The organism is Variovorax atrisoli (assembly GCF_014195185.1).
GTDB classification, from domain to species: domain Bacteria; phylum Pseudomonadota; class Gammaproteobacteria; order Burkholderiales; family Burkholderiaceae_C; genus Variovorax; species Variovorax atrisoli.
The window spans coordinates 595,941-619,958 of sequence record NZ_JACIBG010000003.1; the positions used below are offsets into that span (position 1 = coordinate 595,941).

The window sequence follows — 24,018 nt, forward strand, 5'->3', positions numbered from 1 at the left end:
ATGTTCTCGACGACCTTCCTCGACCTCCCGCCGCTCGCCGGCGCGGCCGGTACGGTGCGCCTGCCGGGCTCCAAGAGCATTTCGAACCGCGTGCTGCTGCTCGCGGCACTCGCCAGCGGCACCACCGCCATCCACGACCTGCTCGATTCCGACGACACCCGCGTGATGCTCGACGCGCTGCGCGCCCTGGGTTGCGGCATCGAACAGGCGGGCAGCACGCTGCGCGTCACCGGGCTGGGCGGACGGCTCAAGTCCGGCGAAACGCTGCTGCCGCTTTTCCTCGGCAACGCCGGCACGGCAATGCGCCCGCTGACGGCGGCGCTGTCGCTGCTGGGCGGCGAATTCGAGCTCAGCGGTGTTCCGCGCATGCACGAGCGCCCCATCGGCGACCTCGTCGATGCGCTGACGCAGCTCGGCTGCCGCATCGACTACCTCGGCAACCCCGGCTATCCGCCGCTGCGCATCCATCCTGTGCCGCACGGCGACCTGGCGCTCGACGCCCCGATCCGCGTGCGCGGCGACGTGTCGAGCCAGTTCCTCACTGCCCTGCTGCTGGGGCTGCCGCTGGCCGCGGCCAACGACATCGTGATCGAGGTGGTCGGCGAGCTGATCTCCAAGCCGTACATCGAGATCACGCTGAACCTGCTGGCGCGCTTCGGCATCCAGGTCCACCGCGACGGCTGGGAGCGCTTCACCATACCCGCGGGCAGCCGCTACAGCTCGCCCGGCGAGATCCACGTGGAGGCGGATGCCTCCTCCGCCAGCTATTTCATCGCGCTCGGCGCCATCGCCACCGGCGTTTCCGGCAAGGAGGGCATCCGCATCGAAGGCGTGGGCGCCGACTCCATCCAGGGCGACATCCGGTTCATAGACGCCGCCCGCCAGATGGGTGCGCTGGTCGACAGCGGGCCCAACTGGCTCGAGATCCGCCGGGGCGCCTGGCCGCTCAAGGCCATAGACCTCGACGCCAACCACATCCCCGATGCCGCGATGACGCTGGCCGTGATGGCGCTCTATGCCGACGGCCCCACCACGCTGCGCAACATCGCGAGCTGGCGCGTGAAGGAAACCGACCGCATCGACGCCATGGCCAACGAGCTGAGCAAGCTCGGCGCCACGGTCGAGGCCGGGCCCGATTTCATCCGGGTGCATCCGCTGGCGCAGGCCGGCTGGCGCCCCGCGAGCATCCGCACCTACGACGACCACCGCGTGGCCATGTGCTTCTCGCTGGCGGCGTTCAACCCGGCCGGCGTGCCGGTGCGCATCCTCGATCCGCACTGCGTCGCCAAGACCTTCCCCGACTACTTCGAGACGCTCTTCTCCGTGGCGCAGGCCACCGAGGTGCCGGTGATCTGCATCGACGGCCCGACCGCCTCGGGTAAGGGCACGCTGGCGGCCGAAGTCGCGCGCCTGCTGGGCTACCACTACCTCGATTCGGGCTCGCTCTACCGCGTGACCGGCCTGGCCGTGCGCCGCGCGGGCCTGAGCGCCGACCTGGAACACGAGGCCGAGGTCGCCGCCCTGGCGGCCGCCCTGCCCCTGCAGTTCACCGAAGGGAAGGTGCTGCTCGACGGCGAGGACGTGAGCGAAGAGATCCGCACCGAAGCCGCCGGCATGGACGCCTCCCGCGTTTCCGCGCTGCCGGCCGTGCGCGAGGCGCTGCTGGCCCTGCAGCAGCGTTTCCGCCAGCTGCCGGGCCTGGTGGCCGACGGCCGCGACATGGGCACGGTGATCTTCCCGGATGCCGCGCTCAAGGTCTTCCTCACGGCCAGCGCCGCCCAGCGCGCCGAACGGCGGCATAAGCAGTTGATTTCAAAGGGGATTTCGACTACACTCGACAGTCTTCGCTCCGACTTGGAGGCCCGTGACGCCAGGGATTCGTCCCGCAGCGTCGCCCCCCTGAAGCCGGCGCAGGACGCCCGCCATCTCGACAACTCGCAGTTGTCCATCGAGCAATCGATCGACACGGTGTTGGCCTGGTGGCAGGAAATTCAGCCGTTCAAGCCCGCTTGAGCGGCTTGAAGTGACAGCCTTTCAGGTCCGCTTGAAAAGCTGGCGCCCAACGGCATATCCGTAGGTGCATACCGCTCCAGCAGGCTCCTTCCGCGCGACAGCGCACCGGCCTGCTGGTTGTTCAACCAACCGGGCTCATGCCCACCAAACCGCCGTCTACAGACCCACAGCAGCCGCACGCAATTTCGCAAGAGCGCCTGCCAACCCTGCCTGACGGAAGGAAACTAAATGTCTGAATCTTTTGCCGATCTGTTCGAAGAGTCCCTGAAGCGTTCCGAAATGCGCACGGGCGAGGTCATCACCGCCGAAGTCGTGCGTGTCGAACACAACCACGTCGTCGTCAACGCCGGCCTGAAGTCCGAAGCGTATGTGCCGATCGAAGAGTTCAAGAACGACAAGGGCGAACTCGAAGTGCAGGCCGGCGACTTCGTTTCCGTTGCCATCGGCAGCGTTGAAAACGGCTACGGCGACACCATCCTCTCGCGCGACACCGCCAAGCGTCTGGCTTCGTGGCTGGCCCTCGAGAAGGCGCTGGAATCGGGCGACTTCGTCACCGGCACCACCAGCGGCAAGGTCAAGGGCGGCCTGACGGTCCTGGTCAACGGCATCCGCGCATTCCTGCCGGGCTCGCTGATCGACACGCGTCCGATCAAGGACCTGACCCCCTACGAGAACAAGACCCTCGAATTCAAGGTCATCAAGCTGGACCGCAAGCGCAACAACGTCGTGCTGTCGCGCCGCGCCGTGGTCGAGGCCAGCATGGGCGAAGAACGCGCCAAGCTGATGGAAACGCTGAAGGAAGGCGCAGTGGTGCGCGGCGTGGTCAAGAACATCACCGAATACGGTGCGTTCGTGGACCTCGGCGGCATCGACGGCCTGCTGCACATCACCGACATGGCATGGCGCCGTGTCCGCCACCCGAGCGAAGTCGTTCAGGCCGGCCAGGAAATCACCGCCAAGATCCTCAAGTTCGACACCGAGAAGAACCGCGTGTCGCTGGGTCTGAAGCAGATGGGCGACGACCCGTGGATGGGCGTTTCGCGCCGCTACCCGCAAGGCACCCGCCTGTTCGGCAAGGTCACGAACATCGCCGACTACGGCGCGTTCGTCGAGCTCGAGCCCGGCATCGAAGGCCTGGTGCACGTCTCCGAAATGGACTGGACCAACAAGAACATCGCTCCGAACAAGATCGTCTCGCTGGGCGACGAAGTCGAAGTCATGGTCCTGGAAATCGACGAAGACAAGCGCCGCATCAGCCTGGGCATGAAGCAGTGCAAGGCCAACCCGTGGCAGGAATTCGCGCAGAACACCAAGCGCGGCGACCGCGTCAAGGGCCCGATCAAGTCGATCACCGACTTCGGCGTGTTCGTGGGTCTGGCTGCCGGCATCGACGGCCTGGTTCACCTGTCCGACCTCTCGTGGAACGAAGCCGGCGAAACTGCCGTTCGCAACTACAAGAAGGGCCAGGAAGTCGAAGCGATCGTGCTGGCAGTCGACGTCGACCGCGAGCGCATCTCGCTGGGCATCAAGCAGCTCGACAGCGACCCGTTCACCACCTTCACCACGGTGAACGACAAGGGCCAGATCGTGACCGGCAAGGTCAAGACGGTCGACGCCCGTGGCGCTGAAATCGACCTCGGCGAAGACATCGTCGGCTACCTGCGTGCTTCGGAAATCTCGCGCGACCGCGTCGAAGATGCCCGCAACGTGCTGAAGGAAGGCGACGAAGTCACGGCCATCGTCGTGAACGTGGATCGCAAGACCCGCAACATCCAGCTGTCGATCAAGCAGAAGGACATGGTCGACGAGCAAGGCGCCATGGCCAGCCTGAGCCAGCAGTCGGCACGCGAGAACGCGGGCACGACCAGCCTGGGCGCCCTGCTGCGCGCCAAGCTGGACAGCAACGACAGCAAGTAAGCTGAACCGGAAGACAGAGCAGGCCCTGGGGCCGCTCTGTCTTTTTTTTCGCCCACGTTTTTCGTTTATGTTTGGCCTATGACACGCTCGGACCTCGTCGAAGAACTCGCAGCCCGCTTTGCACAGCTCACGCACCGCGATGCCGAATACGCCGTCAAGACCATCCTCGACGCCATGAGCGACGCGCTGGTGCGCGGCCACCGCATCGAGATCCGCGGCTTCGGCAGCTTCTCGGTCAACAGGCGCCCGCCGCGCATCGGCCGCAACCCGCGCTCGGGCGAGAGCGTGCAGATCCCCGAGAAGCGGGTGCCGCACTTCAAGCCCGGCAAGGCGCTGCGCGAAGCCGTCGACGCAAAGACGGCCGAGCTCGACGCGGGCAAGGAAGCCAAGGGCCGCAAGGCCTGACGCGCGGACGATCGGAATGCCCGCAAACGTAGAATGCTCCCGGCAACGGGAACGGCTATGAAATACCTCCTGTGGCTGCTCAAGGCAGCCATTTTTTTTACGCTCTTCGCCTTCGCGCTGAACAACCAGCACGACGCGACCGTCTACTTCTTCTTCGGTACCTACTGGCGCGCACCGCTGGTGCTGGTCGTGCTCGCTGCCTTCGCGGGCGGCCTCGTGGTGGGAGCGCTGGGCATGCTGCCGGGCTGGTGGAAGCACCGCGTCGCCGCGGCGGCACAGATGCCGGCCGCAAGCGAAGCCCAGTCGCCCGCAACACCTGTTGCCACGGCCGCTGCGGTGGCAACCGCAGCACCGACCATCTCCGCCACCGACCTCCCCGCCGTACGTCAACATGGACTTTGATCCCAGCTGGCTGCTGATCAGCCTGCCCGTCGCCTTCGTGCTGGGCTGGCTCGCATCGCGCTTCGACATCCGGCAACTCAAGCTCGAGAACCGCCAGGCACCCAAGGCCTACTTCCGCGGCCTCAACTTCCTGCTCAACGAGCAGCAGGACCAGGCCATCGACGCCTTCATCGAGGCCGTGCAGAACGACCCCGACACGCAGGAGCTGCACTTCGCGCTCGGCAACCTGTTCCGCCGCCGCGGCGAGTACCAGCGCGCGGTGCGCGTGCACGAGCACCTGCTGGGCCGCGGCGACCTCAGCCGCAGCGACCGCGAGCGCGCGCAGCACGCCCTGGCGCAGGACTTCCTGCGCGCCGGCCTGCTCGACCGCGCCGAAGCCGCGCTGCAGAAGCTCGAGGGCACGCGCTACGAAAACGAGGCACGGCTCGCGCTGCTGGCCATCTACGAGCGCTCGCGCGAATGGGCGCAGGCCGCCGACGTGGCGCAGAAGCTCGACGAGTCCGACCAGGCCAGCTACAGCACGCGCCGCGCGCACCATCTCTGCGAACAGGCGACGGAGCGCGTGGCGGCGGGCGACCTGCCCGGCGCCGAAAAGCTGCTGGCGCAAGCCGTCGAGCTGGCACCGCAGGCACCACGCCCGGCCATCGACACCGCCAACCTGCAGCTGCGCAAGGGCGAGGCGAGCGCGGCCTTCGACACGCTCGTGGCGCTCAGCGACACCGCGCCGCTGGCGCTGCCGCTCTATGCCGCCGCGTTGCAGCAGGCCGCTGTGGCCGCACACCGCGAAGCCGACGCGCTCGAACTGCTGCAGCGGCGCTACGTGGAGTCGCCGTCCATCGACGTGCTCGAGGCGCTGATGGCACTGGGCGGCAAGCCGAGCGCCACGGCCGAGGAGCCGAACCCGACGCCGCGCGATGGCTACATCGCCCACCTCGCGCAGCAGCCTTCGCTAGTCGCCGCCTCGCGCTGGCTCGCGGGCGAACGCTTCGAGCACGAGCAGTTCCACCCGCAGGTGCAGCGCGCGCTCGACCAGGCCACGCGGCCGCTCATGCGCTACCGCTGTGCGGCCTGCGGCTTCGAGGCGCACCAGTACTTCTGGCATTGCCCCGGCTGCCAGGCCTGGGACAGCTATCCGCCTCGCCGCGTCGAAGAACTCTGATCACGTTCCTGAACAATGGTCACATGAAGGCCTGCGGGGCCTTCATAGGTCAACGCCCTCTTTCAGTACCTCGTTGAGCGCGGGCCGACGATTGCGTCGGCTGTCATTCATCAACGAATAGAGGGAGTTAACAATCATGTTCAAGAAGATCCTGGCCACCACCGCCATGCTGTTCGCGATCGCCGCATCCGCGGCCGTCGATGTCAACAAGGGCACGGAAGCCGATCTCGACGGCATCAAGGGCGTCGGCCCGTCGATGTCCAAGCGCATCCTCGAAGCGCGCAAGCAGGGCGAGTTCAAGGACTGGCCCGACTTCATGCAGCGCGTGAAGGGCGTCAAGGAGAAGAAGGCGGCCAAGCTGTCCGCCGAAGGCCTGACGGTCAATGGCAAGGGCTTCGGCGACGCGGCACCGGCCTCCTCCAAAGGAACGAAGGAAGCGAAGGCCGCCAAGCCCTGATCTCGCTCCGGTAGAAATATGCAAGGCCGCCTTCGGGCGGCTTTTTCATGCGCGCCATGTCAGGGAGACGACCGGGGAGATGGCAGGGAAAGGCCTCAGCAAGTGGCCCGGAATTTGCACGTAAGCTCATTTGCGTCATCAATTCCATACGTTCCGGAGAGCTCATGAATCACAAGTTCGGCATCGCCCTCGCTGGCCTGACCCTCGGCGCCGCAGCCTTCGCGCAGACCAAGTGGGACCTGCCCACCGCCTACCCCGCGACCAACTTCCACACGGAGAACATCACGCAGTTCGCGGGCGACGTGGAAAAGGGCAGCGGCGGCAAGCTCAAGATCACGGTGCATGCCAATGCCTCGCTGTTCAAGGCGCCGGAGATCAAGCGCGCGGTGCAGGGTGGCCAGGCCCAGCTCGGCGAGATCCTGCTCGTGAACTACCAGAACGAATGGCAGATGTTCGGAGCCGATGGCATTCCCTTCCTCGCCGACAGCTACGACGCGGCGTGGAAGCTCTATCAGGCGCAGAAGCCTGCACTGGAGAAGAAGCTGGGCGAACAGGGCATCGTGCTGCTCTACACGGTGGCATGGCCGCCGCAGGGCATCTTCGTGAAGAAGGAGATCGCGTCGGCCGCTGACCTGAAGGGCGTGAAGTGGCGCGCCTACAGCCCCGCCACCGCGCGCATCGGCGAGCTCGTCGGCGCCCAGCCGGTCACGGTGCAGCAGGCCGAGCTCTCCCAGGCCATGGCAACCGGCGTGATCGAGTCGTACATGTCCTCGGGCTCCACCGGCTACGACACCAAGACCTACGAGTACATCAAGAACTTCTACGACACGCAGGCCTGGCTGCCGAAGAATGCGGTGCTCATGAACAAGAAGGCCTTCGACGCCCTCGACAAGCCTACGCAGGACGCAGTGCTGAAGGCTGCGGCCGACGCCGAGAAGCGCGGTTGGGAGCTGTCGAAGAAGAAGAACCTTGAGTACCTCGACCTGCTCAAGAAGAACGGCATGACGGTGCACGTGCCCTCCGCACAGCTCAAGGCAGACATGAAGAAGGTCGGCGACACCATGATCAAGGAGTGGACCGAGAAGGCCGGCGCCGAAGGGCAGGCCGTGATCGACGCCTACAAGAAGATGTGACGCGGACTCGAACCGAACGCACCCGATGCGCAAGACGCTCGACTTTCTCTACATGAGCGCCGCCGCACTGGCGGCGCTTTTCATGATCGGCCTGCTGGTGATGGTGCTGCTGTCCATCCTCGGTCGGCAGCTGCATTTCAACATCCCCGGCATCGACGCCTACGCCGGCTACCTGATGGCCGGCGCTGGCTTCATGGCGCTCGCGCACACACTCAAGCGCGGCGAACACATCCGCGTGACGCTGGTGCTGCAGAACCTGCCGCCCGCGGCACAGCGGTGGCTGGAGCGGTGGGCGATGGGCGCGGCGGCGCTGCTGGCGCTGCTGTTCGCCTGGTACAGCATGCGGCTGGCCTGGCAGTCCTACGACTACCACGACATCTCCACCAGCAACGACGCCACGCCGCTGTGGATTCCGCAGCTGTCGATGGCGCTCGGCGCCATCGTCTTCGCGGTCGCGTCGCTGGACGAGTTCGTGATCGAGTGGCGCGGCCGCCCCGCCAAGCCGGCCGAAACGGAGGCGCTTCGCCATGAGTGACATCGCCATCGCGGGCGTGCTGATCGCCGCGCTGTTCCTCATCCTCGGCAGCGGCGTCTGGATCGGCCTCACGCTCTCGGGCGTGGCGTGGATCGCCATGCAGATTTTTTCCTCGCGCCCGGCGGGCGACGCCATGGCCGTGACCATCTGGGGATCGGCATCCAGCTGGACGCTCACCGCGCTGCCGCTGTTCGTGTGGATGGGCGAGATCCTGTTCCGCACGCGGCTCTCGCAGGACATGTTCAAGGGCCTCGCCCCGTGGATGCAGAGCCTGCCCGGCCGGCTGCTGCACACCAACGTGGCGGGCTGCGCGGTGTTCGCCGCGGTGTCCGGGTCCAGCGCCGCGACCTGCGCCACCATCGGCAAGATGAGCCTGCCCGAGCTCAAGCGGCGCGGTTACCCCGACGACATGGTCATCGGTACGCTGGCCGGCGCCGGCACGCTGGGGCTGCTGATCCCGCCCTCGATCATCATGATCGTCTACGGCGTGAGCGCGGACGTGTCGATCGCGCGGCTGTTCATCGCGGGCGTCATCCCCGGCATCATGCTGGCGCTGCTTTTCTCGGGCTACATCGTTTTCTGGGCGCTGCGCAATCCCGACCGGGTGCCGCCGGCCGACGCGAAGCTGCCCTTCGCCGAGAAGCTCAGGGCTTCGATGTCGCTGATCCCGGTGGCGCTGCTGATCCTGTCGGTGCTCGGCTCCATCTACGCGGGCATCGCCACGGCAACCGAGGCGGCTGCGGTCGGCGTGGTGGGCGCGATGGTCATTTCGGCCGCGCAGGGCTCGCTGACGTGGAACAGCTTCAAGGAGGCGCTGCTTGGCGCCACGCGCCTGTACTGCATGATGGCGCTGATCCTCGCGGGCGCTGCCTTCCTCACGCTGGCCATGGGCTACATCGGTCTGCCACGGCACCTGGCCGAATGGATCGGCTCGCTGGGCCTGTCGAAGTTCCAGCTGATCCTGATGCTGGCGGCGTTCTATATCGTTCTCGGCTGCTTCCTCGACGGCATCTCGATGGTCGTGCTGACCATGGGCGTGATCATGCCGACCGTGAACGCGGCGGGCATCGACCCGGTCTGGTTCGGCATCTTCATCGTGCTTGTGGTCGAGATGGCGCAGATCACGCCGCCCGTGGGCTTCAACCTGTTCGTACTGCAGGGCATGACGGGCAAGGACCTGCTCTACATCGCGCGCGTCACGCTGCCGATGTTCTTCCTCATGGTGGCGGCGGTGCTCATCATCTACTTCGTGCCGCAACTCGTGACCTGGCTGCCTCAGCAGATGGCGCCCTGACAATCAGGGCATGCTCCTTCCAATCATCGCCATCTGCATCGGCGCCTCGATCGGCGCCCTGGCCCGCTGGGGCCTGGCCCTGTGGTTCGGCGTCGGCGGCCTCATCCCCTGGGGCACGCTGGCGGCCAACCTGATCGGCGGCTACCTCATAGGGATCGCCGTCGCCACCTTCCAGCTGCTGCCCGATCTCGATCCCGTCTGGCGGCTCGCGCTGGTGACGGGCTTCCTGGGCGGGCTCACCACCTTCTCGAGCTTCTCGGCCGAGGTCACGACCATGCTGCTGGAAGGCAGGCTCGGCGTGGCCATGGTGACTGCAGCCGCCCATCTGGGCGGGTCGCTCTTCCTCACCTGGCTCGGCATCCGCAGCGTGCAGGCTTTCGCTTCCTGAAGCAGATGAAAACCGCACTAAAACTGCCTTATGTCTTGCGGTTATAGATAAGGCATTCCATAGGGTCGCCCGATAGAATCGACCCCAATGCCCCTGGTCTTTCTCGTCGCCCTCCCCTTCATCGCCAGCGTGCTGGCCGCGTTGATGCCTTCCAACGCGCGCAACAGGGAGTCGACGCTGGCAGGGCTGGTCGCGCTGGGTTGCGCCATCCAGGCCGCATGGTTCTTCCCCAAGATCGCCAACGGCGGCGTGCTGCGGCAGCAGATCGAATGGCTGCCCGCACTGGGCCTGAACCTCGTGTTCCGCATGGACGGCTTCGCGTGGCTCTTCTGCATGCTGGTGCTGGGCATCGGCGCGCTAGTGGTGCTGTACGCGCGCTACTACATGTCGGCCTCCGACCCGGTGCCTCGCTTCTTCTCGTTCTTCCTCGCGTTCATGGGCGCGATGATGGGCGTGGTGCTCTCGGGCAACCTGATCCAGATGGTGCTGTTCTGGGAGCTCACCAGCCTGTTCTCCTTCCTGCTGATCGGCTACTGGCACCACCGCCGCGACGCGCGGCGCGGCGCGCGCATGGCGCTCACGGTCACCGGCGCGGGCGGGCTGTGCCTGCTGGCGGGCGTGCTGGTGCTGGGCCGCATCACCGGCAGCTACGAGCTCGACACGGTGCTGGCCTCGGGCGAGCTCATCCGCGCGCACGCGCTGTATCCGACGGCTCTCACGCTGATATTGCTGGGCGCCTTCACCAAGAGCGCGCAGTTCCCCTTCCACTTCTGGCTGCCGCGCGCCATGGCAGCGCCCACGCCGGTGTCGGCCTACCTGCACTCGGCCACCATGGTGAAGCTGGGCGTGTTCCTGATGGCGCGGCTGTGGCCGGTGCTCTCGGGCACCGAGCAGTGGTTCTGGATGGTGGGCGGTGCCGGTGCCGTCACGCTGCTGCTCGGCGGCTTCATCGCGATGTTCCAGCGCGACCTGAAGGCGCTGCTGGCCTACTCCACCATCTCGCACCTCGGGCTCATCACGCTGCTGCTGGGGCTGAACAGCCCGCTCGCGGCGGTGGCGGCGGTCTTCCACGTGATGAACCACGCCACTTTCAAGGCGTCGCTCTTCATGGCGGCCGGCATCATCGACCACGAGACGGGCACGCGCGACATCCGCAAGCTCAGCGGCCTGATGCGGCTCATGCCGATCACCGGCACGCTGGCCATCATCGCGAGCGCCTCGATGGCCGGCGTGCCGCTGCTCAACGGCTTCCTCTCGAAGGAGATGTTCTTCGCGGAGACGGTGTTCATCCAGGCCACGCCGTGGGTCGACCTCAGCCTGCCGCTGATCGCCACGCTGGCCGGCATCTTCAGCGTGGCCTACTCGGCGCGCTTCGTCTTCGACGTGTTCTTCGGCCCGCCCTGCGGCGACGAGGTGCCCAAGCATCCGCACGAACCGCCGCATTGGATGCGGGTGCCGGTCGAGCTGCTGGTGCTGGTGTGCCTGGTGGTGGGCGTGGCGCCAGCGTGGTCGGTCGGGCCGATGCTCGCCGCGGCTGCATCACCGGTGGTCGGCGGCACGCTGCCCGAGTACAGCCTGGCCGTGTGGCACGGCTTCAACCTGCCGCTCTTGATGAGCTTCGTGGCGCTGGCCGGCGGCGCCGCGCTTTACCTGCTGCAACGCCGCCAGCGCGCGCGCGGCGGCCTCGAGAACACGCCCCTGCTGCACCGCTTCGACGGCCAGGTCATCTTCGAGCACCTGATCGCGCTGCTGAGCGAGGCTGGCCGGCGCAGCCGCCGTCTCTTCGGCACGAAGCGCATGCAGTGGCAACTGCTGCTGCTGGTGGTCGTGGCGGTGGCGGGCGCGACAGCCTCCCTGCAGCTCACGCCCGCCGCGCCCGGCACGCGCGAGCTGCTGCCCTTCTCGCCGATGTTCGCCATGACCTGGCTCATCGGCGGCACATGCGCGGTGGCCGCCGCGTGGCAGGCCAAGTTCCACCGGCTGGCGGCACTGATGCTGGCCGCGGCCGCGGGGCTGGTCTCGTGCGTCACCTACATCTGGTTCTCTGCGCCCGACCTCGCGCTGACGCAGCTGGTGGTCGAGGCCGTCACCACCGTGCTGATCCTGCTGGGCCTGCGCTGGCTGCCGATGCGCAGCAAGGACGTGGTTCAGCCCGCGCGCGCGCGGCTCAAGCCCTGGGGCCGGCGCGGCCGCGACCTGCTGATCGCCGCCATCGCCGGCAGCGGCATGGCCGCGCTGGCCTGGGCCATGATGACGCGCACCTTTCCGCAGAGCATCTCGCCCTTCTTCCTCGAACGCGCGCTCACCGAGGGCGGCGGCACCAATGTGGTCAACGTGATGCTGGTCGACTTCCGCGGCTTCGACACCTTCGGCGAGATCACCGTGCTCGGCATCGTCGCGCTCACCGTGTATGCGCTGCTGCGGCGCTTCCGCCCGGCCATCGAATCGATGGCCCTGCCGATCCAGCAGCGGCTGCAGGCCGACGACGGCAGCAGCGACCTGCTGAACCCGCGCCGCGCCAAGGACACGGCCGTCGGCTACCTGATGGTGCCGGCCGTGCTGGTGCGCCTGCTGCTGCCGGTATCGGTGCTGGTGTCGGTCTACTTCTTCATGCGCGGCCACAACGCGCCGGGCGGCGGCTTCGTCGCGGGGCTGGTGATGTCGGTCGCGCTGGTGCTGCAGTTCATCGTCTCGGGCACCGAATGGGTGGAGGAGCACCTGCGCATCTACCCGCGCCGCTGGATCGCCATCGGCCTGCTGCTGGCGCTGGCCACCGGCGCCGGTGCGGTGTTCCTCGGCTACCCCTTCCTGACCACGCACACCGCGCACCTGCACCTGCCGATCCTGGGCGAGGTGCACGTGCCCAGCGCCCTCTTCTTCGACACCGGTGTGTTCGCGCTGGTGCTCGGCGCCACCATGCTGATCCTGACCGCGCTGGCCCACCAGTCGATACGAAGCCACCGCTGGGCCGACGAGCAAAAAGAAAAAGACGCGGAGGCGACCGCCGCCCCCACCTCCGAGGGAGGGGCCGCCTGATGGAAATCGTGCTCGCACTCGCCATCGGGGTGCTCACCGGCTCTGGCGTCTACATGCTGCTGCGCCCGCGCACCTTCCAGGTCATCATGGGCCTGACGCTGATCTCGTACGCGGTCAACCTCTTCATCTTCAGCATGGGACGGCTCAAGGTCGACAGCGAGCCGGTGCTCGTCAAGGGCCTCACCGCCACGCTGGCCAACACGGCCGACCCGATGCCGCAGGCGCTGGTGCTCACCGCCATCGTGATCGGCTTCGCGATGACGGCGCTCTTCCTCGTCGTGATGCTCGCCTCGCGCGGCCTCACCGGCACCGACCACGTGGACGGTGAAGAACGGCAGGAGGCGGAATGAGCGACGCGCAAGCACCCGAAGGCGCGCGCCCCCTTGAGGGGGTCGGCGCGGCGCACGCAGCGGCAAGCCCGGGGGAAGGCCGATGAAAGAGATCTTCCACCTGCTCGACCAGCTGCTCGAGTTCAGCATGCCGCACCTGGTGGCGGTGCCGATCCTCGTGCCCATGCTCACGGCCGCACTCATGCTGCTGCTGGGCGAGAACCGCCGGCGCGCCAAGTCGGCCCTGAGCGTGATCTCCGGCCTGGTCGGCCTGCTGGCCGCGCTGGCGCTGCTGCGCTGGGTGAACGCGCCCGACACGGGCGGCGGACCCGGCTCCATCGGCGTCTACCTGCCGGGCAACTGGCGCGCGCCCTTCGGCATCGTGCTGGTGGCCGACCGGCTCTCGACCATGATGGTGGCGCTCACCGGCGTGATCGCCTTCGCGGCGTCGATCTACTCCACCTCGCGCTGGGACCGCGCGGGCGTGCACTTCCATCCGCTGCTGCAGCTGCAGCTCATGGGGCTGAACGGCGCCTTCCTCACTGGCGACCTGTTCAACCTGTTCGTGTTCTTCGAGGTGATGCTCGCGGCCTCCTACGGCCTGCTGCTGCACGGTTCGGGCCGGCTGCGCGTGCAGGCGGGGCTGCACTACATCGCGATCAACCTCGCGGCCTCCTCGCTGTTCCTGATCGGCGCGGCCATCCTCTACGGCGTGACCGGCACGCTCAACATGGCCGACCTGGGCATGCGCATCGCCGAGCTCTCGCCGGGCGACCGCGGGCTGGTGCACGCGGCCACGGCCATCCTCTTCACCGCCTTCTTCGCCAAGGCGGGCGCGTGGCCGCTCAACTTCTGGCTGGTGCCGGCCTACAGCGCGGCGGTGTCTCCGGTGGGCGCGGTGTTCGCGCTGCTCACCAAGCTGGGCGTCTACACCGTGCTGCGGCTGTGGACGGTGCTTTTCGCGCCCGACACCGGCGCCTCGGCCGCCTTCGGCCAGCCGGTGCTGGTGGGCGCGGGCATCGCCACGCTCTTCGTCGCGGCCCTGGGCATCCTCGGCACGCAGCGGCTTTCCAACCTCGCGGGCTTCAGCGTGCTGATGTCGGCCGGCACGCTGCTCGCCGCGGTGGGGCTGGGCCAACCGGCCGTGTGGGCCGGCGCCCTCTTCTACCTGCTGAGCTCCACGCTCGCGGTGAGCGCCTTCTTCCTGCTGACCGACATGATCGAGCGCTGGCGCAATGCCGGCATGAGCGTGGCGCCGCACGAGGTCGCGGGCACGGCGCCCTTCCTGGCCGAAGACCTGAGCGCGCTGAGCGACGTGAACCTCGACGACGACGCGCAGGCGCTCTACGGCCGGGCCATCCCGGCGGGCGTCGCTTTTCTCGGCCTGAGCTTCATGATCTGCACGCTGCTGCTGACCGGCCTGCCGCCGCTTTCGGGCTTCGTCGGCAAGTTCGCGATGCTCTCCGGCTTGATGAATGGCAGCGGCGCCGTCGGCATGGCCGGCTGGACCTTTCTCGTGCTGCTGATCGCATCGGGCTTCCTCGCGCTGATCGCGCTGAGCCGCACCGGCATCCGCCATTTCTGGACCCAGCCGCATGGCAACCTGCCCTCGCTGCCGGCGCTCGAAGTGCTGCCCGTGGCGGGGCTCATCGTCGCCGGCATCGCGCTCACGATCTGGGCCGAACCGGTGATGCGCCACGCGATGGCCACCGCCAAGGGCCTGCGCACGCCCACGGCCTATCGCGCTGCAGTGATGGAAGCGCGGCAGGTTCCGAACCCGGTGCCCGCCGCCAAGGCCGAAGGAAAGGCAGGCGCGCAATGAGACGCCTGATCCCATCTCCGCCGCTGTCGCTCGCGCTGTTCGTCATCTGGCTGCTGCTCAACCAGTCGCTCGAGGCAAGCACGCTCCTTTCGGGCGTGCTGCTCGCCATTGCCGTGCCGCTGCTGACCAAGGGCCTGCGGCCGGCCACGGTACGCATGCGCCGGCCCGGCGTGGCGCTGCGGCTGTGCTGCATCGTGCTCTACGACATGTCGGTGTCGGTGTTCGCGGTGGCGCGTGCGCTGCTCACGCGCCGCAGCGAGAGCATCCATGCGAGCTTCCTGCGCATACCGCTCGACCTGCGCGACCCCAACGGCCTCGCGGTGCTCTCGATGATCATGTGCCTCACGCCCGGCACCGCCTGGGGCGAGGTGGCCTTCGATCGCACCACCCTGCTGATCCACGTGTTCGACCTCGACGACGAAGCAGCCTTCATCGCGCAGATCAAGAGCCGCTACGAACGTCCGCTGATGGAGATCTTCGAATCATGACGCCCATCCTTTTCTGGTCGCTCAAGTTCGCGCTGTTCCTGCTGGCGGTGGCGATGCTCTGCGCCGTCGCGCGCCTGCTGATCGGCCCTTCCGCCCAAGACCGCGTGATGGCGCTGGACTGCCTCTACATCAACGGCATGCTGATGATGCTGGTGCTGGGCATCGTCTACGCGAGCGACGTGTACTTCGCCGCCGCGATGCTGATCGCGCTGTTCGGCTTCGTGAGCTCGACGGCGATGGCCAAGTTCCTGCTGCGCGGGGAGGTGATCGAATGAGCGCCGCGCCGGGCCGCCCCAAGCAAGCTCGCACCGCGGTGCGAAGCACGGAGGTATTCCGATGAGCGATTTCATCGTGGGCCCGATGCCGCTGTGGGCCGAGATCGTCACCGCCGTCTTCGCGGTGCTGGGCGCGGCCTTCGCCGCCATCGGCTCCTTCGGGCTGGTGCGGCTGCCGACCTTCTTCCGACGCATCCATGCGCCCACGCTGGGTGCCACCGGCGGCGTGTGGTCGATGACGGTCGCTACCATCGTGTACTTCTCGGCGCAGGGCCACAGCCTCTTCATGCACGCGGTGCTGATCGTGCTGTTCGTGGCGCTGACCACGCCTGTGACCACCATCTTCCTGATGCGCGCCGCGCTGTTCCGGGAACGCCAGAAGAACGGCGACGTGCCGCCGCCGGCACCATCGGACCAGGGGCCGATCCCGCCCTACGAGGGCTGATCGAGCCGCGCGGTCATACGGGTCACGAGGGGCACCGGGGCCACAAAGGTCACGAGGACAGCAGCCGCTCCTTGGCCTGCGCCACTTCCATCTCGCGCGGCAGCGTCACCGCGTTCTTCACCGCGAGGATTTCCGCCATCACGCTCACCGCGATCTCCGGCGGCGTCTTGCTGCCGATGTAGATGCCGATGGGCCCGCGCAGGCGCGCGAGCGACTCCTCGGTCTGGTCGAAGTGCTCGATCATGCGACCGCGCCGCGCATCGGCATTGCGCCGCGAGCCGATGGCGCCGACGTAGAAGGCGTCGCTTTGGAGCGCCTCCAGCAGCGCGAGGTCGTCGAGCTTGGGGTCGTGCGTGAGCGCGACCACGCAGCTGCGGCGGTCGGGCCTGAAGGCGGTCACGGCGTCGTCGGGCATCTCGGTCGTGATGTGCACGCCGGGCAGCGACCATGCGGTGCGGTACTCGGCGCGAGGGTCGCACAGCGTGACGGCGAAGCCGCTGAACTTGGCCATGGTGGCCAGGTATTCGGCGAGCTGGCCGGCGCCGATCAGCAGCATGCGGTACTCGGGGCCGAAGGTGTTGGTCAGCTCGGTGTCGTTCACCGTGAGTTCGTCGGGCGCCTTGGCTTCGGCGAGCCGCACCGCGCCGGTGGCGAGCGTCACCGTGCGCTGCATCAGCTTGCCCTGCTCCAGCTGCGCTACCAGCTGCTCGAGCGAGCCGGCGTCGGGCGCGTATTCGAGCAGCAGCTCCAGCGTGCCGCCGCAGGGCAGGCCGAAGCGGTGTGCCTCGTCGGCGGTGATGCCGTATTTCACGAGCGAGGGCGGCGCGCCCAGCGGCACGTCTTCCGCCTTGCCGTGGGCATGGCTGTAGCGCGCGATCAGGTCGTCCTCGATGCAGCCGCCAGAGACCGAGCCGACCACCGCACCGTCTTCCGCCAGGGCCATGATCGAACCCACCGGCCGGGGCGACGAACCCCAGGTACGCACCACCGTCGCCAGCAGCGCGCGCTTGCCGGCACGCCGCCAGTCGCGCAGCGTGCGCAGCACCATGACGTCGAGGTTTTCCATGACGCTGCAGTCCCGGGTTCAGGCCGCGTCGCCGCCGGGAGCGGCGGGCGCGTCCTTGTCGTCCTTCTTGCCGAGGCCGATCTTCTTCATGAGGCCGGACATCATCCCGCTCTTCTCGGCAGGCGCCTCGGCGGCTTCCTCGGCAGGCGCAGGCGGCGGCCCGTAGCGGCTCTGCATCTCGGCCTCGAAGCGCTTGAAGAAATCGTCGGCCGTGGACTTGGCCGCGCCGTCGATCAGCCGCTGGCCCAGCTGGGCGATCTTGCCGCCGACCTGGGCCTGCACGGTGTAGTCGAGTTCGCAGCCGGCGGGGGCGGCGTCAGGCGGCGTCGCCGCATCGGCCTCGTGCACGACGGCATCACCGGCAGGGGTGGCCGCCGCGTCCGTGGCGACCGGCTTGAGCGTGACGCTCGAAGAGCCCTTGGCGAAGCCCGCCACGCCGCCCTGCCCTTCGAAGGTGAGCTTGTAGCCATGCGGTGCAGAGATGTCCGAGAGCTGCACCTTGCCGTTGAACTTGGCCGAGACCGGGCCGATCTTCAGGGCCAGCGCGACGCTGTACTGGTTCTCGCCCGTGAGCTCGAACTTGTCGCAGCCGGGAATGCACTTCTTCAGCGTCTCGGGATCGTTGAGCGCTTCCCATGCCTGTTGTTGGGTGATGCCTAGGCGGCGGTTTCCGAGCATTTCCATGGTGGGGTTCCTTTGTCTTCCTTCCTGGGCGCCGCTAGCGGCCGGACCGCATCAGTGCGGCGAGGCTCGCGGCGAGCTGTTCGAGTGCGCTGAGATTGTGGACCGCCAGCATCGCGTCCGCCTGCCGGTGCAGCACGGCGGCCCCACGCGCCAGAGGGGCGTAGCCCTCGAAGCGCAGCAGCGGGTTGAGCCACAGGAGCCGGCGCGAATGGCGCTTGAGCCACAGCAGCTCATGCTCCAGCAGCGAGGGCTCGCCGGTATCGAGCCCGTCGCTGATCACCAGCACCAGCGTGCGGCGGCCGGTCAGCCGGCGGGCATGGGCACGCCTCAGCTCGGCCAGCGAGGCGCCGAAGCGGGTGCCGCCTGCGAAGTCGTCGATGGCGAGGCTGGCGGCGCCGAGCATCTCGTCCGTGTCGGCCAGCCGGAATGCGGGCGTCAGGTCGGTCAGCCGGGTGCCGAAGGCGAACACGTCGCGGCGGCCGGCACGGCGCGTCGCGGCATGCAGAAAGGCCAGCAGCAGGCGCGCATAGCGCTCCATCGAGCCCGAGACGTCGACCAGCACCAGCAGCGGCAGCGGCTGCTCGCGCCGGGCCAGCCGGGGCAGCCGCATGATCTCGCCGCCGGTGCGCGCCGCCTCGTGCAGCACGCCCGGCCAGTGCATGCGCGCATGCTGGCGGCCCGCCTCGCCGGCCACGCGCAGGCGGCGCGATGGCAGTTCGGGAATCGGCAGGCGGATGTCGCGCGCGAGCCGCTCCACCAGGCGGTACTCGGCGGCGCCGAGCGCGTTGAAGTCGGCATGCTGCAGGCGCTGCCTGTCGCTCGACGTCATGGCGGCGTCGAACTCGACCTCGCGATCGGGCTTGGCCGGCTCCACCGGCCTGGCGAGCGCGCGCGGTGCGCTCAGGGCCTCCCGTACGCGCGGCCGGCGCTTGGACGGCTCGGCCTTGCCTTCGGCGCTCGGCAGCATCTGGGCCAGCAGCTTGTTCGCAAGCTCCGGGTCGCGGAACCAGGCGTCGAAGAGCTCGCGGAACACCATGCGGTCCTGCTCGCGGCTGACCATCACCGCCTCCATGGCGGCGCTCAGGTCGAGCCTGTCTTCCACGCCCACGAGCGAAGCGGCCTCGGCCGCGAGGGCGATGCGCATCGCGTCGGTGCGCACGCCCGCGCGGCGCAGCGCACGGCCGAAGGCGGTGATGTTGCCCGCGAGCTTTCCGCTGCGGACGTCGCCGAGTTGCTGCACGCCGGTGGTGGCCATCGACAGTTCACGCCTCCGGCTTGAGCAGGTCCGATGCCAGCTCCTGCGTCAGGGCGGCCACGTCGTCGCGCTGCTTGAAGAGGATGCCGGCGGTGTCGACCACCACTTCGGGGTCGAGTTCGACTGTGTCGAGCGCGATCAGCGCCCTCGCCCATTCGACGCTCTCGGCAATGCCGGGCGCGCGCTGGAAGGCATTGGCGAACGGTGCCTCGCGCAGCCGCGCGACGAAGGCGGCGACTTGCGCCGACAGCTTCTCGCCGGCTTCGGGCACACGTGCACGCACGATGGCCAGCTCGCGCTCGCGCTCGGGGTAGTCGAGCCAGTGATAGAGGCAGCGGCGCTTGACCGCATCGTTGAGCTCGCGCGTGCGGTTGCTCGTGAGGATGGTCACCGGGGGCACCACCGCGCGCACCGTGCCCAGCTCGGGAATGCTGACCTGGTACTCGCCCAGGTACTCGAGCAGGAAGGCCTCGAAGGGCTCGTCGGCGCGGTCGACCTCGTCGATCAGCAGCACGGCACCCGGCAGCGGCGTCTGCAGCGCCTGCAGCAGCGGACGGCGGATCAGGTAGTGCGGCTGGTAGACCTCGGCCTCCACGTCGCGGGCCGCGCCCGTCGCCTCGGCGGCGCGCATGTGCAGCAGCTGCGCGGCGTAGTTCCATTCATAGAGCGCCTCGCGCTGCTCCAGGCCGTCGTAGCACTGCAGCCGCAGCAGCTCCCGCCCCAGCGCCGTCGAAAGCGCCTTCGCCAGCTCGGTCTTGCCCACGCCGGGCTCGCCTTCGAGCAGCAGGGGACGCTGCAGCTTCAGCGCGAGGAACACGGCCGTGGCCAGTCGCCGGTCGGCGAAATAGCCGGCCTGCATGAGTCCGGCGGAGAGGGAGTCGATGCTGGGAAAGATCATGGCCTAGGGTAATGGATGGCCGTTGCGAAGGCGGAGGCGGACATCCGGACGCGAAGGGCGCGAGGATCGCGCGAAGAACGCGAAAGAGAAACCGAAAAAAATTCCTGGCTGTTCCTTTGCGCCTCTCACGAAACCTTCGCACCCTTCACGTGTCCGGTTCGGTCCGAACCCTCCGCGCCCGACTGCGTCAGCCCAGCGCCTTGGTCACGGCCCTTTGCGTCAGCACGCTGATCAGGTTCGCACGGTAGGCGGCCGATGCATGCAGGTCGCTGTTCAGGTCGCTCGCGTCGATCTTCACGGCGGCGGCAGCCGCGGCGGTGAAGCTCTTGTTGAGCGCATCTTCCAGCCCTGCATGACGGAACACGCCATTGCCCGCGCCGGTGATAGCCACGCGCACGCCGCCGTCGTACTGTGCGAGGAACACGCCGACCAGCGGGAAGTGCGACGCCTTCTGGCGCAGCTTCTCGTAGGCCGCACGCTTCGGCACGGGAAAGCGGATGGCGGTGATGAGCTCGTCTTCTTCCAGCGCAGTGGTGAAGAGGCCCTGGAAGAAGTCATCGGCCGCGATCTCTCGCTTGGAGGTGACGATGGTCGCGCCCGAGGCCAGCACGGCGCTGGGGTAGCAGGCGGCCGGGTCGTTGTTGGCCACCGAGCCGCCGATGGTGCCCATCGCGCGCACCTGCCGGTCGCCGATGCGCGAGGCCAGGTCGGCCAGCGCCGGGTAGGCGGCCTTCACGTCGGCGTTGTTCGCCACGTCCAGGTGGCGCGACATGGCGCCGATGGTGATGGCGTCGCCGCTTTTCGTGATGCCGGCGATCTCCTTGATGCCGCTCAGGTCCACGAGCTGCTCGGGTGCCGAAAGCCGCAGCTTCATGGAAGCCAGCAGGGTCTGTCCGCCGGCCAGCGGCTTGGCGCCGGAGGCCACGAGTCTTGCCGCGTCGGCCACCGAGGCGGGCCGTTCGAGTGTGAAGGCGTACATGGTGTGGTTCCTTCTTTGTTCTAGTTCAGGGGTTGGCGGCTGCAGCCTGCATCGCTTCCCAGACGCGGGCGGGCGATGCGGGCATGTCGAAATCCTTGACGCCCAGCGGCGCCAGCGCGTCGAGCACCGCATTGATCACGGCCGGCGGCGAGCCGATGGCCCCCGCTTCGCCGCAGCCCTTGGTGCCCAGCGGGTTGTGCGTGCACGGGGTGCACACGGTGTCGAGCTTGAACTGAGGGAAGTCGCCGGCGCGCGGCATGGCGTAGTCCATGAAGCTGCCGGTGAGCAGCTGGCCGGTCTCCTTGTCGTAGACGCAGTTCTCGAGCAGCGCCTGCCCGATGCCCTGCACCAGCCCGCCGTGCACCTGGCCCTCGACGATCATCGGATTGATGATGGTGCCGAAGTCGTCCACCGCGGTGAAGCGGTCGACGCGGACCTCGCCGGTCTGCTTGTCGACCTCGACCTCGCAGATGTAGGTGCCGCCCGGGAAGGTGAAGTTGGTCGGGTCGTAGAAGGCGGTCTCGTTCAGGCCGGGCTCCAGCTTGTCGAGCGGGTAGTTGTGCGGCACGTAGGCCGTCAGCGCCACCTGGCCGAACGGGATTTTCTTGTCGGTGCCCTTGACCGTGAACTCGCCGTTGGCGAACTCGACGTCGGCGTCGCTGGCTTCCATCAGGTGCGCGGCGATCTTCTTGGCCTTGGTCTCGATCTTGTCGAGCGCCTTCATGATGGCCGCGCCGCCCACCGAGATGGAGCGCGAACCGTAGGTGCCCATTCCGAAGGGCACGCGGCCGGTGTCGCCGTGCACCACGTCGACGTTCTCGACCGGAATGCCCAGCCGCGCCGCCACGACCTGCGCGAAGGTGGTCTCGTGGCCCTGGCCGTGGCTGTGCGAGCCGGTGAACACCGTCACGCTGCCGGTCGGGTGCACGCGAATCTCGCCGCATTCGAACAGGCCCGCACGTGCGCCGAGGGCGCCTGCGATGTTCGACGGCGCGATGCCGCAGGCCTCGATGTAGCTCGAATACCCGATGCCGCGCAGCTTGCCGTTGGCTTCGCTCGCAGCCTTGCGCGCCGCATAGCCATCGACTTCCGCCAGCACGCGCGCCTTGTCCATGCAGGCATGGAAGTCGCCCGTGTCGTACTGCAGCGCCACGGGCGTCTGGTACGGGAACGCGGTGATGAAGTTGCGCTTGCGGATCTCGTCCTGCCCCAGGTTCATTTCCCAGGCGCAGCGCGACACCAGCCGCTCCAGCAGGTAGGTGGCCTCGGGCCGCCCCGCCCCGCGGTAGGCATCCACCGGCGCGGTGTTGGTGAACCAGGCATCCACCTCGACGTAGATCTGCGGCGTGGTGTACTGGCCGGCCAGCAGGGTGGCGTAGAGGATGGTGGGCACCGCCGTCGAGAAGGTCGACAGGTAGGCGCCCAGGTTGGCGTCGGTGTGCACGCGCATCGCGAGGAACTTGCCGTCCTTGTCCATCGCCATCTCGGCGTGGCTCACGTGGTCACGCCCGTGCGCATCCGACAGGAAGCACTCCGAACGGTCGGCCGTCCACTTGATGTTGCGGTTGAGCTGCCTCGCGGCCCACGTCAGGCACACGTCTTCCGCGTACAGGAAGATCTTGGAGCCGAAGCCGCCACCCACGTCGGGCGCGATCACCCGGACCTTGTGCTCCGGCAGGCCCAGCACGAAGGCCGTCATCAACAGGCGCTCGACGTGCGGGTTCTGGTTGGAGACGTACAGCGTGTAGTCGTCGCCGGCGCGGTTGTAGCTGCCGATGGCCACGCGCGGCTCGATGGGGTTGGGCACCAGCCGGTTGTTGACGAGGTCCAGCTTGGTCACGTGCGCGGCGCCGGCGAACACCGCATCGACCGCCGCCTTGTCGCCCAGCGCCCACTTGTAGCACTGGTTGTCGGGGGCCTCGTCGTGCAGCGTGACGCCGCCGGCCTTCTTCGCGGCGTCGGCCACGCTCACCAGCGCGGGCAGCACCTCGTAGTCGACCACCACCGCCTCGGCGGCATTCCTGGCCTGCTCCACCGTCTCGGCCACCACCATGGCCACGTGGTCGCCCACGTAGCGCACCTTCTTGATGGCCAGGATCGGGTGCATCGGCTCCTTCATCGGGGTGCCGTCGGGGTTGTTGATGAGCCAGCCGCAGGGCAGCCCGCCCATCTTGCCCTCGATGTCCTTGCCGCTGAAGATGCCGATGACGCCGGGCATCTTCAGCGCCTCGGCGGTGTCGACCGACTTGACGACGGCGTGGGCGTGCGGCGAGCGCACGAAGACCGCATGGCTCTGGTTGGCCAGCGTGATGTCGTCGGTGTAGTTGCCCGAACCGGTGAGGAATCGGTAGTCCTCCTTGCGGCGGACCGCCTCGCCGATGTGCGGCAGGTTCGAGAAATCGGAAGCGCCCATGATGTCGCTCTCCTCAGGCCGTTGCCGTTGCCTTGACGGGAGTGCCCGAGGCCATGGCCTCGCCGCCCATCTTCACTGCTTTGACGATGTTCTGGTAGCCCGTGCAGCGGCACAGGTTGCCGTCGAGCAGCTCGCGGATCTCGGTCTCGCTCGACTTGGGATGGTGGGTGCACAGATCGATGGCGCTCATGACCATGCCCGGGGTGCAGAAGCCGCACTGCAGGCCGTGGCACTCCTTGAATGCCGCCTGCATGGGGTGCATGGTGCCGTCGGCTTCGGCGATGCCCTCGATGGTGGTGACTTCGGCGCCCGCCGCCTGCGCCACCAGGATGTTGCACGACTTGACGGCCCGACCGTTCAGGTGGACGGTGCAGGCGCCGCACTGGGCGGTGTCGCAGCCGACGTGGGTGCCTGTGAGATGGAGATGCTCGCGCAGAGCGTGTACGAGAAAGGTGTTGGGAGGAGCGTCGACCGTGACCGGGCGGCCGTTGACCTTGAAAGCGACCTGCATTTGGCTGTCTCCGTAAAAGGTGATGGCTGTTTGAGCAAAAGCATCTTGGATGCCGGCCTTTCGCACTATCCTAGGCAAAACCCTTGACACTTGCACAGAGCGCGCGAAATTCTC

General features: G+C 67.8%; 23 protein-coding genes. 16 read left to right on the forward strand and 7 right to left on the reverse strand.

Features of this window, described 5'->3' with window-relative positions; genetic code table 11:
- From FHY06_RS13955 to mnhG, 16 genes are all read left to right on the forward strand, one after another.
- Positions 1-2,013: a bifunctional 3-phosphoshikimate 1-carboxyvinyltransferase/cytidylate kinase gene (locus FHY06_RS13955; RefSeq protein ID WP_184605526.1), complete on the forward strand. Its 2,013-nt coding sequence runs from the start codon at positions 1-3 to the stop codon at positions 2,011-2,013.
- A 228-nt stretch (positions 2,014-2,241) separates the two neighbouring features.
- Complete coding sequence (gene rpsA, locus FHY06_RS13960) at positions 2,242-3,930, forward strand: 30S ribosomal protein S1 (RefSeq protein WP_145760373.1); 1,689 nt, start codon at positions 2,242-2,244, stop codon at positions 3,928-3,930.
- A gap of 78 nt (positions 3,931-4,008) precedes the next feature.
- Positions 4,009-4,335: an integration host factor subunit beta gene (locus tag FHY06_RS13965; protein ID WP_019654766.1), complete on the forward strand. Its 327-nt coding sequence runs from the start codon at positions 4,009-4,011 to the stop codon at positions 4,333-4,335.
- A gap of 57 nt (positions 4,336-4,392) precedes the next feature.
- Positions 4,393-4,737, forward strand: a complete 345-nt coding sequence (locus FHY06_RS13970) for a LapA family protein (protein ID WP_126185464.1) — start codon at positions 4,393-4,395, stop codon at positions 4,735-4,737.
- Entirely contained in the window at positions 4,727-5,896 is a 1,170-nt protein-coding gene (lapB, locus tag FHY06_RS13975) for a lipopolysaccharide assembly protein LapB (RefSeq protein WP_126185463.1), read from the forward strand. The genes FHY06_RS13970 and lapB overlap by 11 nt, the downstream gene beginning before the upstream one ends.
- 136 nt (positions 5,897-6,032) lie before the next feature.
- The gene (locus FHY06_RS13980) at positions 6,033-6,353 is read left to right on the forward strand and encodes a ComEA family DNA-binding protein (RefSeq protein WP_184605527.1); all 321 of its coding nucleotides are present in this window, start codon (positions 6,033-6,035) and stop codon (positions 6,351-6,353) included.
- 164 nt (positions 6,354-6,517) lie between these two features.
- Positions 6,518-7,486 carry a TRAP transporter substrate-binding protein gene (locus FHY06_RS13985; protein ID WP_184605528.1) on the forward strand — a complete coding sequence of 323 codons (969 nt, stop codon included), beginning with the start codon at positions 6,518-6,520 and terminating at the stop codon, positions 7,484-7,486.
- Between the two features lie 25 nt (positions 7,487-7,511).
- Positions 7,512-8,021, forward strand: a complete 510-nt coding sequence (locus FHY06_RS13990) for a TRAP transporter small permease (RefSeq protein ID WP_019654761.1) — start codon at positions 7,512-7,514, stop codon at positions 8,019-8,021.
- The gene (locus FHY06_RS13995) at positions 8,014-9,315 is read left to right on the forward strand and encodes a TRAP transporter large permease (RefSeq protein WP_019654760.1); all 1,302 of its coding nucleotides are present in this window, start codon (positions 8,014-8,016) and stop codon (positions 9,313-9,315) included. The genes FHY06_RS13990 and FHY06_RS13995 overlap by 8 nt, the downstream gene beginning before the upstream one ends.
- 10 nt (positions 9,316-9,325) lie before the next feature.
- Positions 9,326-9,703, forward strand: a complete 378-nt coding sequence (gene crcB / locus FHY06_RS14000; RefSeq protein WP_184605529.1) for a fluoride efflux transporter CrcB — start codon at positions 9,326-9,328, stop codon at positions 9,701-9,703.
- An 87-nt stretch (positions 9,704-9,790) separates the two neighbouring features.
- Positions 9,791-12,739 (forward strand): monovalent cation/H+ antiporter subunit A, encoded by a 2,949-nt coding sequence (locus FHY06_RS14005; RefSeq protein WP_019654758.1) that lies wholly within the window; start codon positions 9,791-9,793, stop codon positions 12,737-12,739.
- Complete coding sequence (locus FHY06_RS14010; RefSeq protein ID WP_019654757.1) at positions 12,739-13,089, forward strand: Na+/H+ antiporter subunit C; 351 nt, start codon at positions 12,739-12,741, stop codon at positions 13,087-13,089. The genes FHY06_RS14005 and FHY06_RS14010 overlap by 1 nt, the downstream gene beginning before the upstream one ends.
- Before the next feature lie 82 nt (positions 13,090-13,171).
- Positions 13,172-14,890 carry a monovalent cation/H+ antiporter subunit D gene (locus FHY06_RS14015; RefSeq protein WP_184605530.1) on the forward strand — a complete coding sequence of 573 codons (1,719 nt, stop codon included), beginning with the start codon at positions 13,172-13,174 and terminating at the stop codon, positions 14,888-14,890.
- Positions 14,887-15,378, forward strand: a complete 492-nt coding sequence (locus FHY06_RS14020; protein ID WP_019654755.1) for a Na+/H+ antiporter subunit E — start codon at positions 14,887-14,889, stop codon at positions 15,376-15,378. The genes FHY06_RS14015 and FHY06_RS14020 overlap by 4 nt, the downstream gene beginning before the upstream one ends.
- The gene (locus FHY06_RS14025; RefSeq protein WP_019654754.1) at positions 15,375-15,653 is read left to right on the forward strand and encodes a K+/H+ antiporter subunit F; all 279 of its coding nucleotides are present in this window, start codon (positions 15,375-15,377) and stop codon (positions 15,651-15,653) included. The genes FHY06_RS14020 and FHY06_RS14025 overlap by 4 nt, the downstream gene beginning before the upstream one ends.
- A 61-nt stretch (positions 15,654-15,714) precedes the next feature.
- On the forward strand, positions 15,715-16,098 hold the full coding sequence (gene mnhG, locus FHY06_RS14030; protein ID WP_019654753.1) for a monovalent cation/H(+) antiporter subunit G: 384 nt from the start codon (positions 15,715-15,717) through the stop codon (positions 16,096-16,098).
- Between the two features lie 49 nt (positions 16,099-16,147).
- On the opposite strand, the gene FHY06_RS14035 is transcribed toward mnhG, so the two are convergent.
- The 7 genes from FHY06_RS14035 to FHY06_RS14065 form a co-directional block, all read right to left on the reverse strand.
- Positions 16,148-17,164, reverse strand: coding sequence for an XdhC family protein (locus FHY06_RS14035; protein WP_019654752.1), 1,017 nt, complete (start codon positions 17,162-17,164; stop codon positions 16,148-16,150).
- Between the two features lie 18 nt (positions 17,165-17,182).
- Positions 17,183-17,848 (reverse strand): SRPBCC family protein, encoded by a 666-nt coding sequence (locus tag FHY06_RS14040; RefSeq protein ID WP_019654751.1) that lies wholly within the window; start codon positions 17,846-17,848, stop codon positions 17,183-17,185.
- Between the two features lie 34 nt (positions 17,849-17,882).
- The gene (locus FHY06_RS14045; RefSeq protein WP_019654750.1) at positions 17,883-19,103 is read right to left on the reverse strand and encodes a vWA domain-containing protein; all 1,221 of its coding nucleotides are present in this window, start codon (positions 19,101-19,103) and stop codon (positions 17,883-17,885) included.
- A gap of 7 nt (positions 19,104-19,110) precedes the next feature.
- The gene (locus tag FHY06_RS14050; protein WP_126185455.1) at positions 19,111-20,001 is read right to left on the reverse strand and encodes an AAA family ATPase; all 891 of its coding nucleotides are present in this window, start codon (positions 19,999-20,001) and stop codon (positions 19,111-19,113) included.
- Between the two features lie 187 nt (positions 20,002-20,188).
- Positions 20,189-20,980, reverse strand: coding sequence for an FAD binding domain-containing protein (locus tag FHY06_RS14055; protein WP_126185454.1), 792 nt, complete (start codon positions 20,978-20,980; stop codon positions 20,189-20,191).
- Between the two features lie 25 nt (positions 20,981-21,005).
- Complete coding sequence (locus FHY06_RS14060; protein WP_019654747.1) at positions 21,006-23,393, reverse strand: xanthine dehydrogenase family protein molybdopterin-binding subunit; 2,388 nt, start codon at positions 23,391-23,393, stop codon at positions 21,006-21,008.
- A 13-nt stretch (positions 23,394-23,406) separates the two neighbouring features.
- Positions 23,407-23,904 carry a (2Fe-2S)-binding protein gene (locus tag FHY06_RS14065; protein WP_019654746.1) on the reverse strand — a complete coding sequence of 166 codons (498 nt, stop codon included), beginning with the start codon at positions 23,902-23,904 and terminating at the stop codon, positions 23,407-23,409.
- Between the last annotated feature and the right edge of the window lie 114 nt (positions 23,905-24,018).

Bases quoted from the DNA above. Each gene is read 5' to 3' on its own strand.
- FHY06_RS14005 (WP_019654758.1), top strand. From the start codon at position 9,791: ATGCCCCTGGTCTTTCTCGTCGCCCTCCCCTTCATCGCCAGCGTGCTG.
- FHY06_RS14025 (WP_019654754.1), top strand. From the start codon at position 15,375: ATGACGCCCATCCTTTTCTGGTCGCTCAAGTTCGCGCTGTTCCTGCTG.
- FHY06_RS13955 (WP_184605526.1), top strand. From the start codon at position 1: ATGTTCTCGACGACCTTCCTCGACCTCCCGCCGCTCGCCGGCGCGGCC.
- FHY06_RS14035 (WP_019654752.1), bottom strand. From the start codon at position 17,164: ATGGAAAACCTCGACGTCATGGTGCTGCGCACGCTGCGCGACTGGCGG.
- FHY06_RS13985 (WP_184605528.1), top strand. From the start codon at position 6,518: ATGAATCACAAGTTCGGCATCGCCCTCGCTGGCCTGACCCTCGGCGCC.
- crcB (WP_184605529.1), top strand. From the start codon at position 9,326: ATGCTCCTTCCAATCATCGCCATCTGCATCGGCGCCTCGATCGGCGCC.
- FHY06_RS14060 (WP_019654747.1), bottom strand. From the start codon at position 23,393: ATGGGCGCTTCCGATTTCTCGAACCTGCCGCACATCGGCGAGGCGGTC.
- FHY06_RS14065 (WP_019654746.1), bottom strand. From the start codon at position 23,904: ATGCAGGTCGCTTTCAAGGTCAACGGCCGCCCGGTCACGGTCGACGCT.
- lapB (WP_126185463.1), top strand. From the start codon at position 4,727: ATGGACTTTGATCCCAGCTGGCTGCTGATCAGCCTGCCCGTCGCCTTC.
- FHY06_RS14010 (WP_019654757.1), top strand. From the start codon at position 12,739: ATGGAAATCGTGCTCGCACTCGCCATCGGGGTGCTCACCGGCTCTGGC.
- mnhG (WP_019654753.1), top strand. From the start codon at position 15,715: ATGAGCGATTTCATCGTGGGCCCGATGCCGCTGTGGGCCGAGATCGTC.
- FHY06_RS14050 (WP_126185455.1), bottom strand. From the start codon at position 20,001: ATGATCTTTCCCAGCATCGACTCCCTCTCCGCCGGACTCATGCAGGCC.
- rpsA (WP_145760373.1), top strand. From the start codon at position 2,242: ATGTCTGAATCTTTTGCCGATCTGTTCGAAGAGTCCCTGAAGCGTTCC.
- FHY06_RS14055 (WP_126185454.1), bottom strand. From the start codon at position 20,980: ATGTACGCCTTCACACTCGAACGGCCCGCCTCGGTGGCCGACGCGGCA.
- FHY06_RS14020 (WP_019654755.1), top strand. From the start codon at position 14,887: ATGAGACGCCTGATCCCATCTCCGCCGCTGTCGCTCGCGCTGTTCGTC.
- FHY06_RS14015 (WP_184605530.1), top strand. From the start codon at position 13,172: ATGAAAGAGATCTTCCACCTGCTCGACCAGCTGCTCGAGTTCAGCATG.
- FHY06_RS13990 (WP_019654761.1), top strand. From the start codon at position 7,512: ATGCGCAAGACGCTCGACTTTCTCTACATGAGCGCCGCCGCACTGGCG.
- FHY06_RS13970 (WP_126185464.1), top strand. From the start codon at position 4,393: ATGAAATACCTCCTGTGGCTGCTCAAGGCAGCCATTTTTTTTACGCTC.
- FHY06_RS13980 (WP_184605527.1), top strand. From the start codon at position 6,033: ATGTTCAAGAAGATCCTGGCCACCACCGCCATGCTGTTCGCGATCGCC.
- FHY06_RS13965 (WP_019654766.1), top strand. From the start codon at position 4,009: ATGACACGCTCGGACCTCGTCGAAGAACTCGCAGCCCGCTTTGCACAG.
- FHY06_RS13995 (WP_019654760.1), top strand. From the start codon at position 8,014: ATGAGTGACATCGCCATCGCGGGCGTGCTGATCGCCGCGCTGTTCCTC.
- FHY06_RS14040 (WP_019654751.1), bottom strand. From the start codon at position 17,848: ATGGAAATGCTCGGAAACCGCCGCCTAGGCATCACCCAACAACAGGCA.
- FHY06_RS14045 (WP_019654750.1), bottom strand. From the start codon at position 19,103: ATGGCCACCACCGGCGTGCAGCAACTCGGCGACGTCCGCAGCGGAAAG.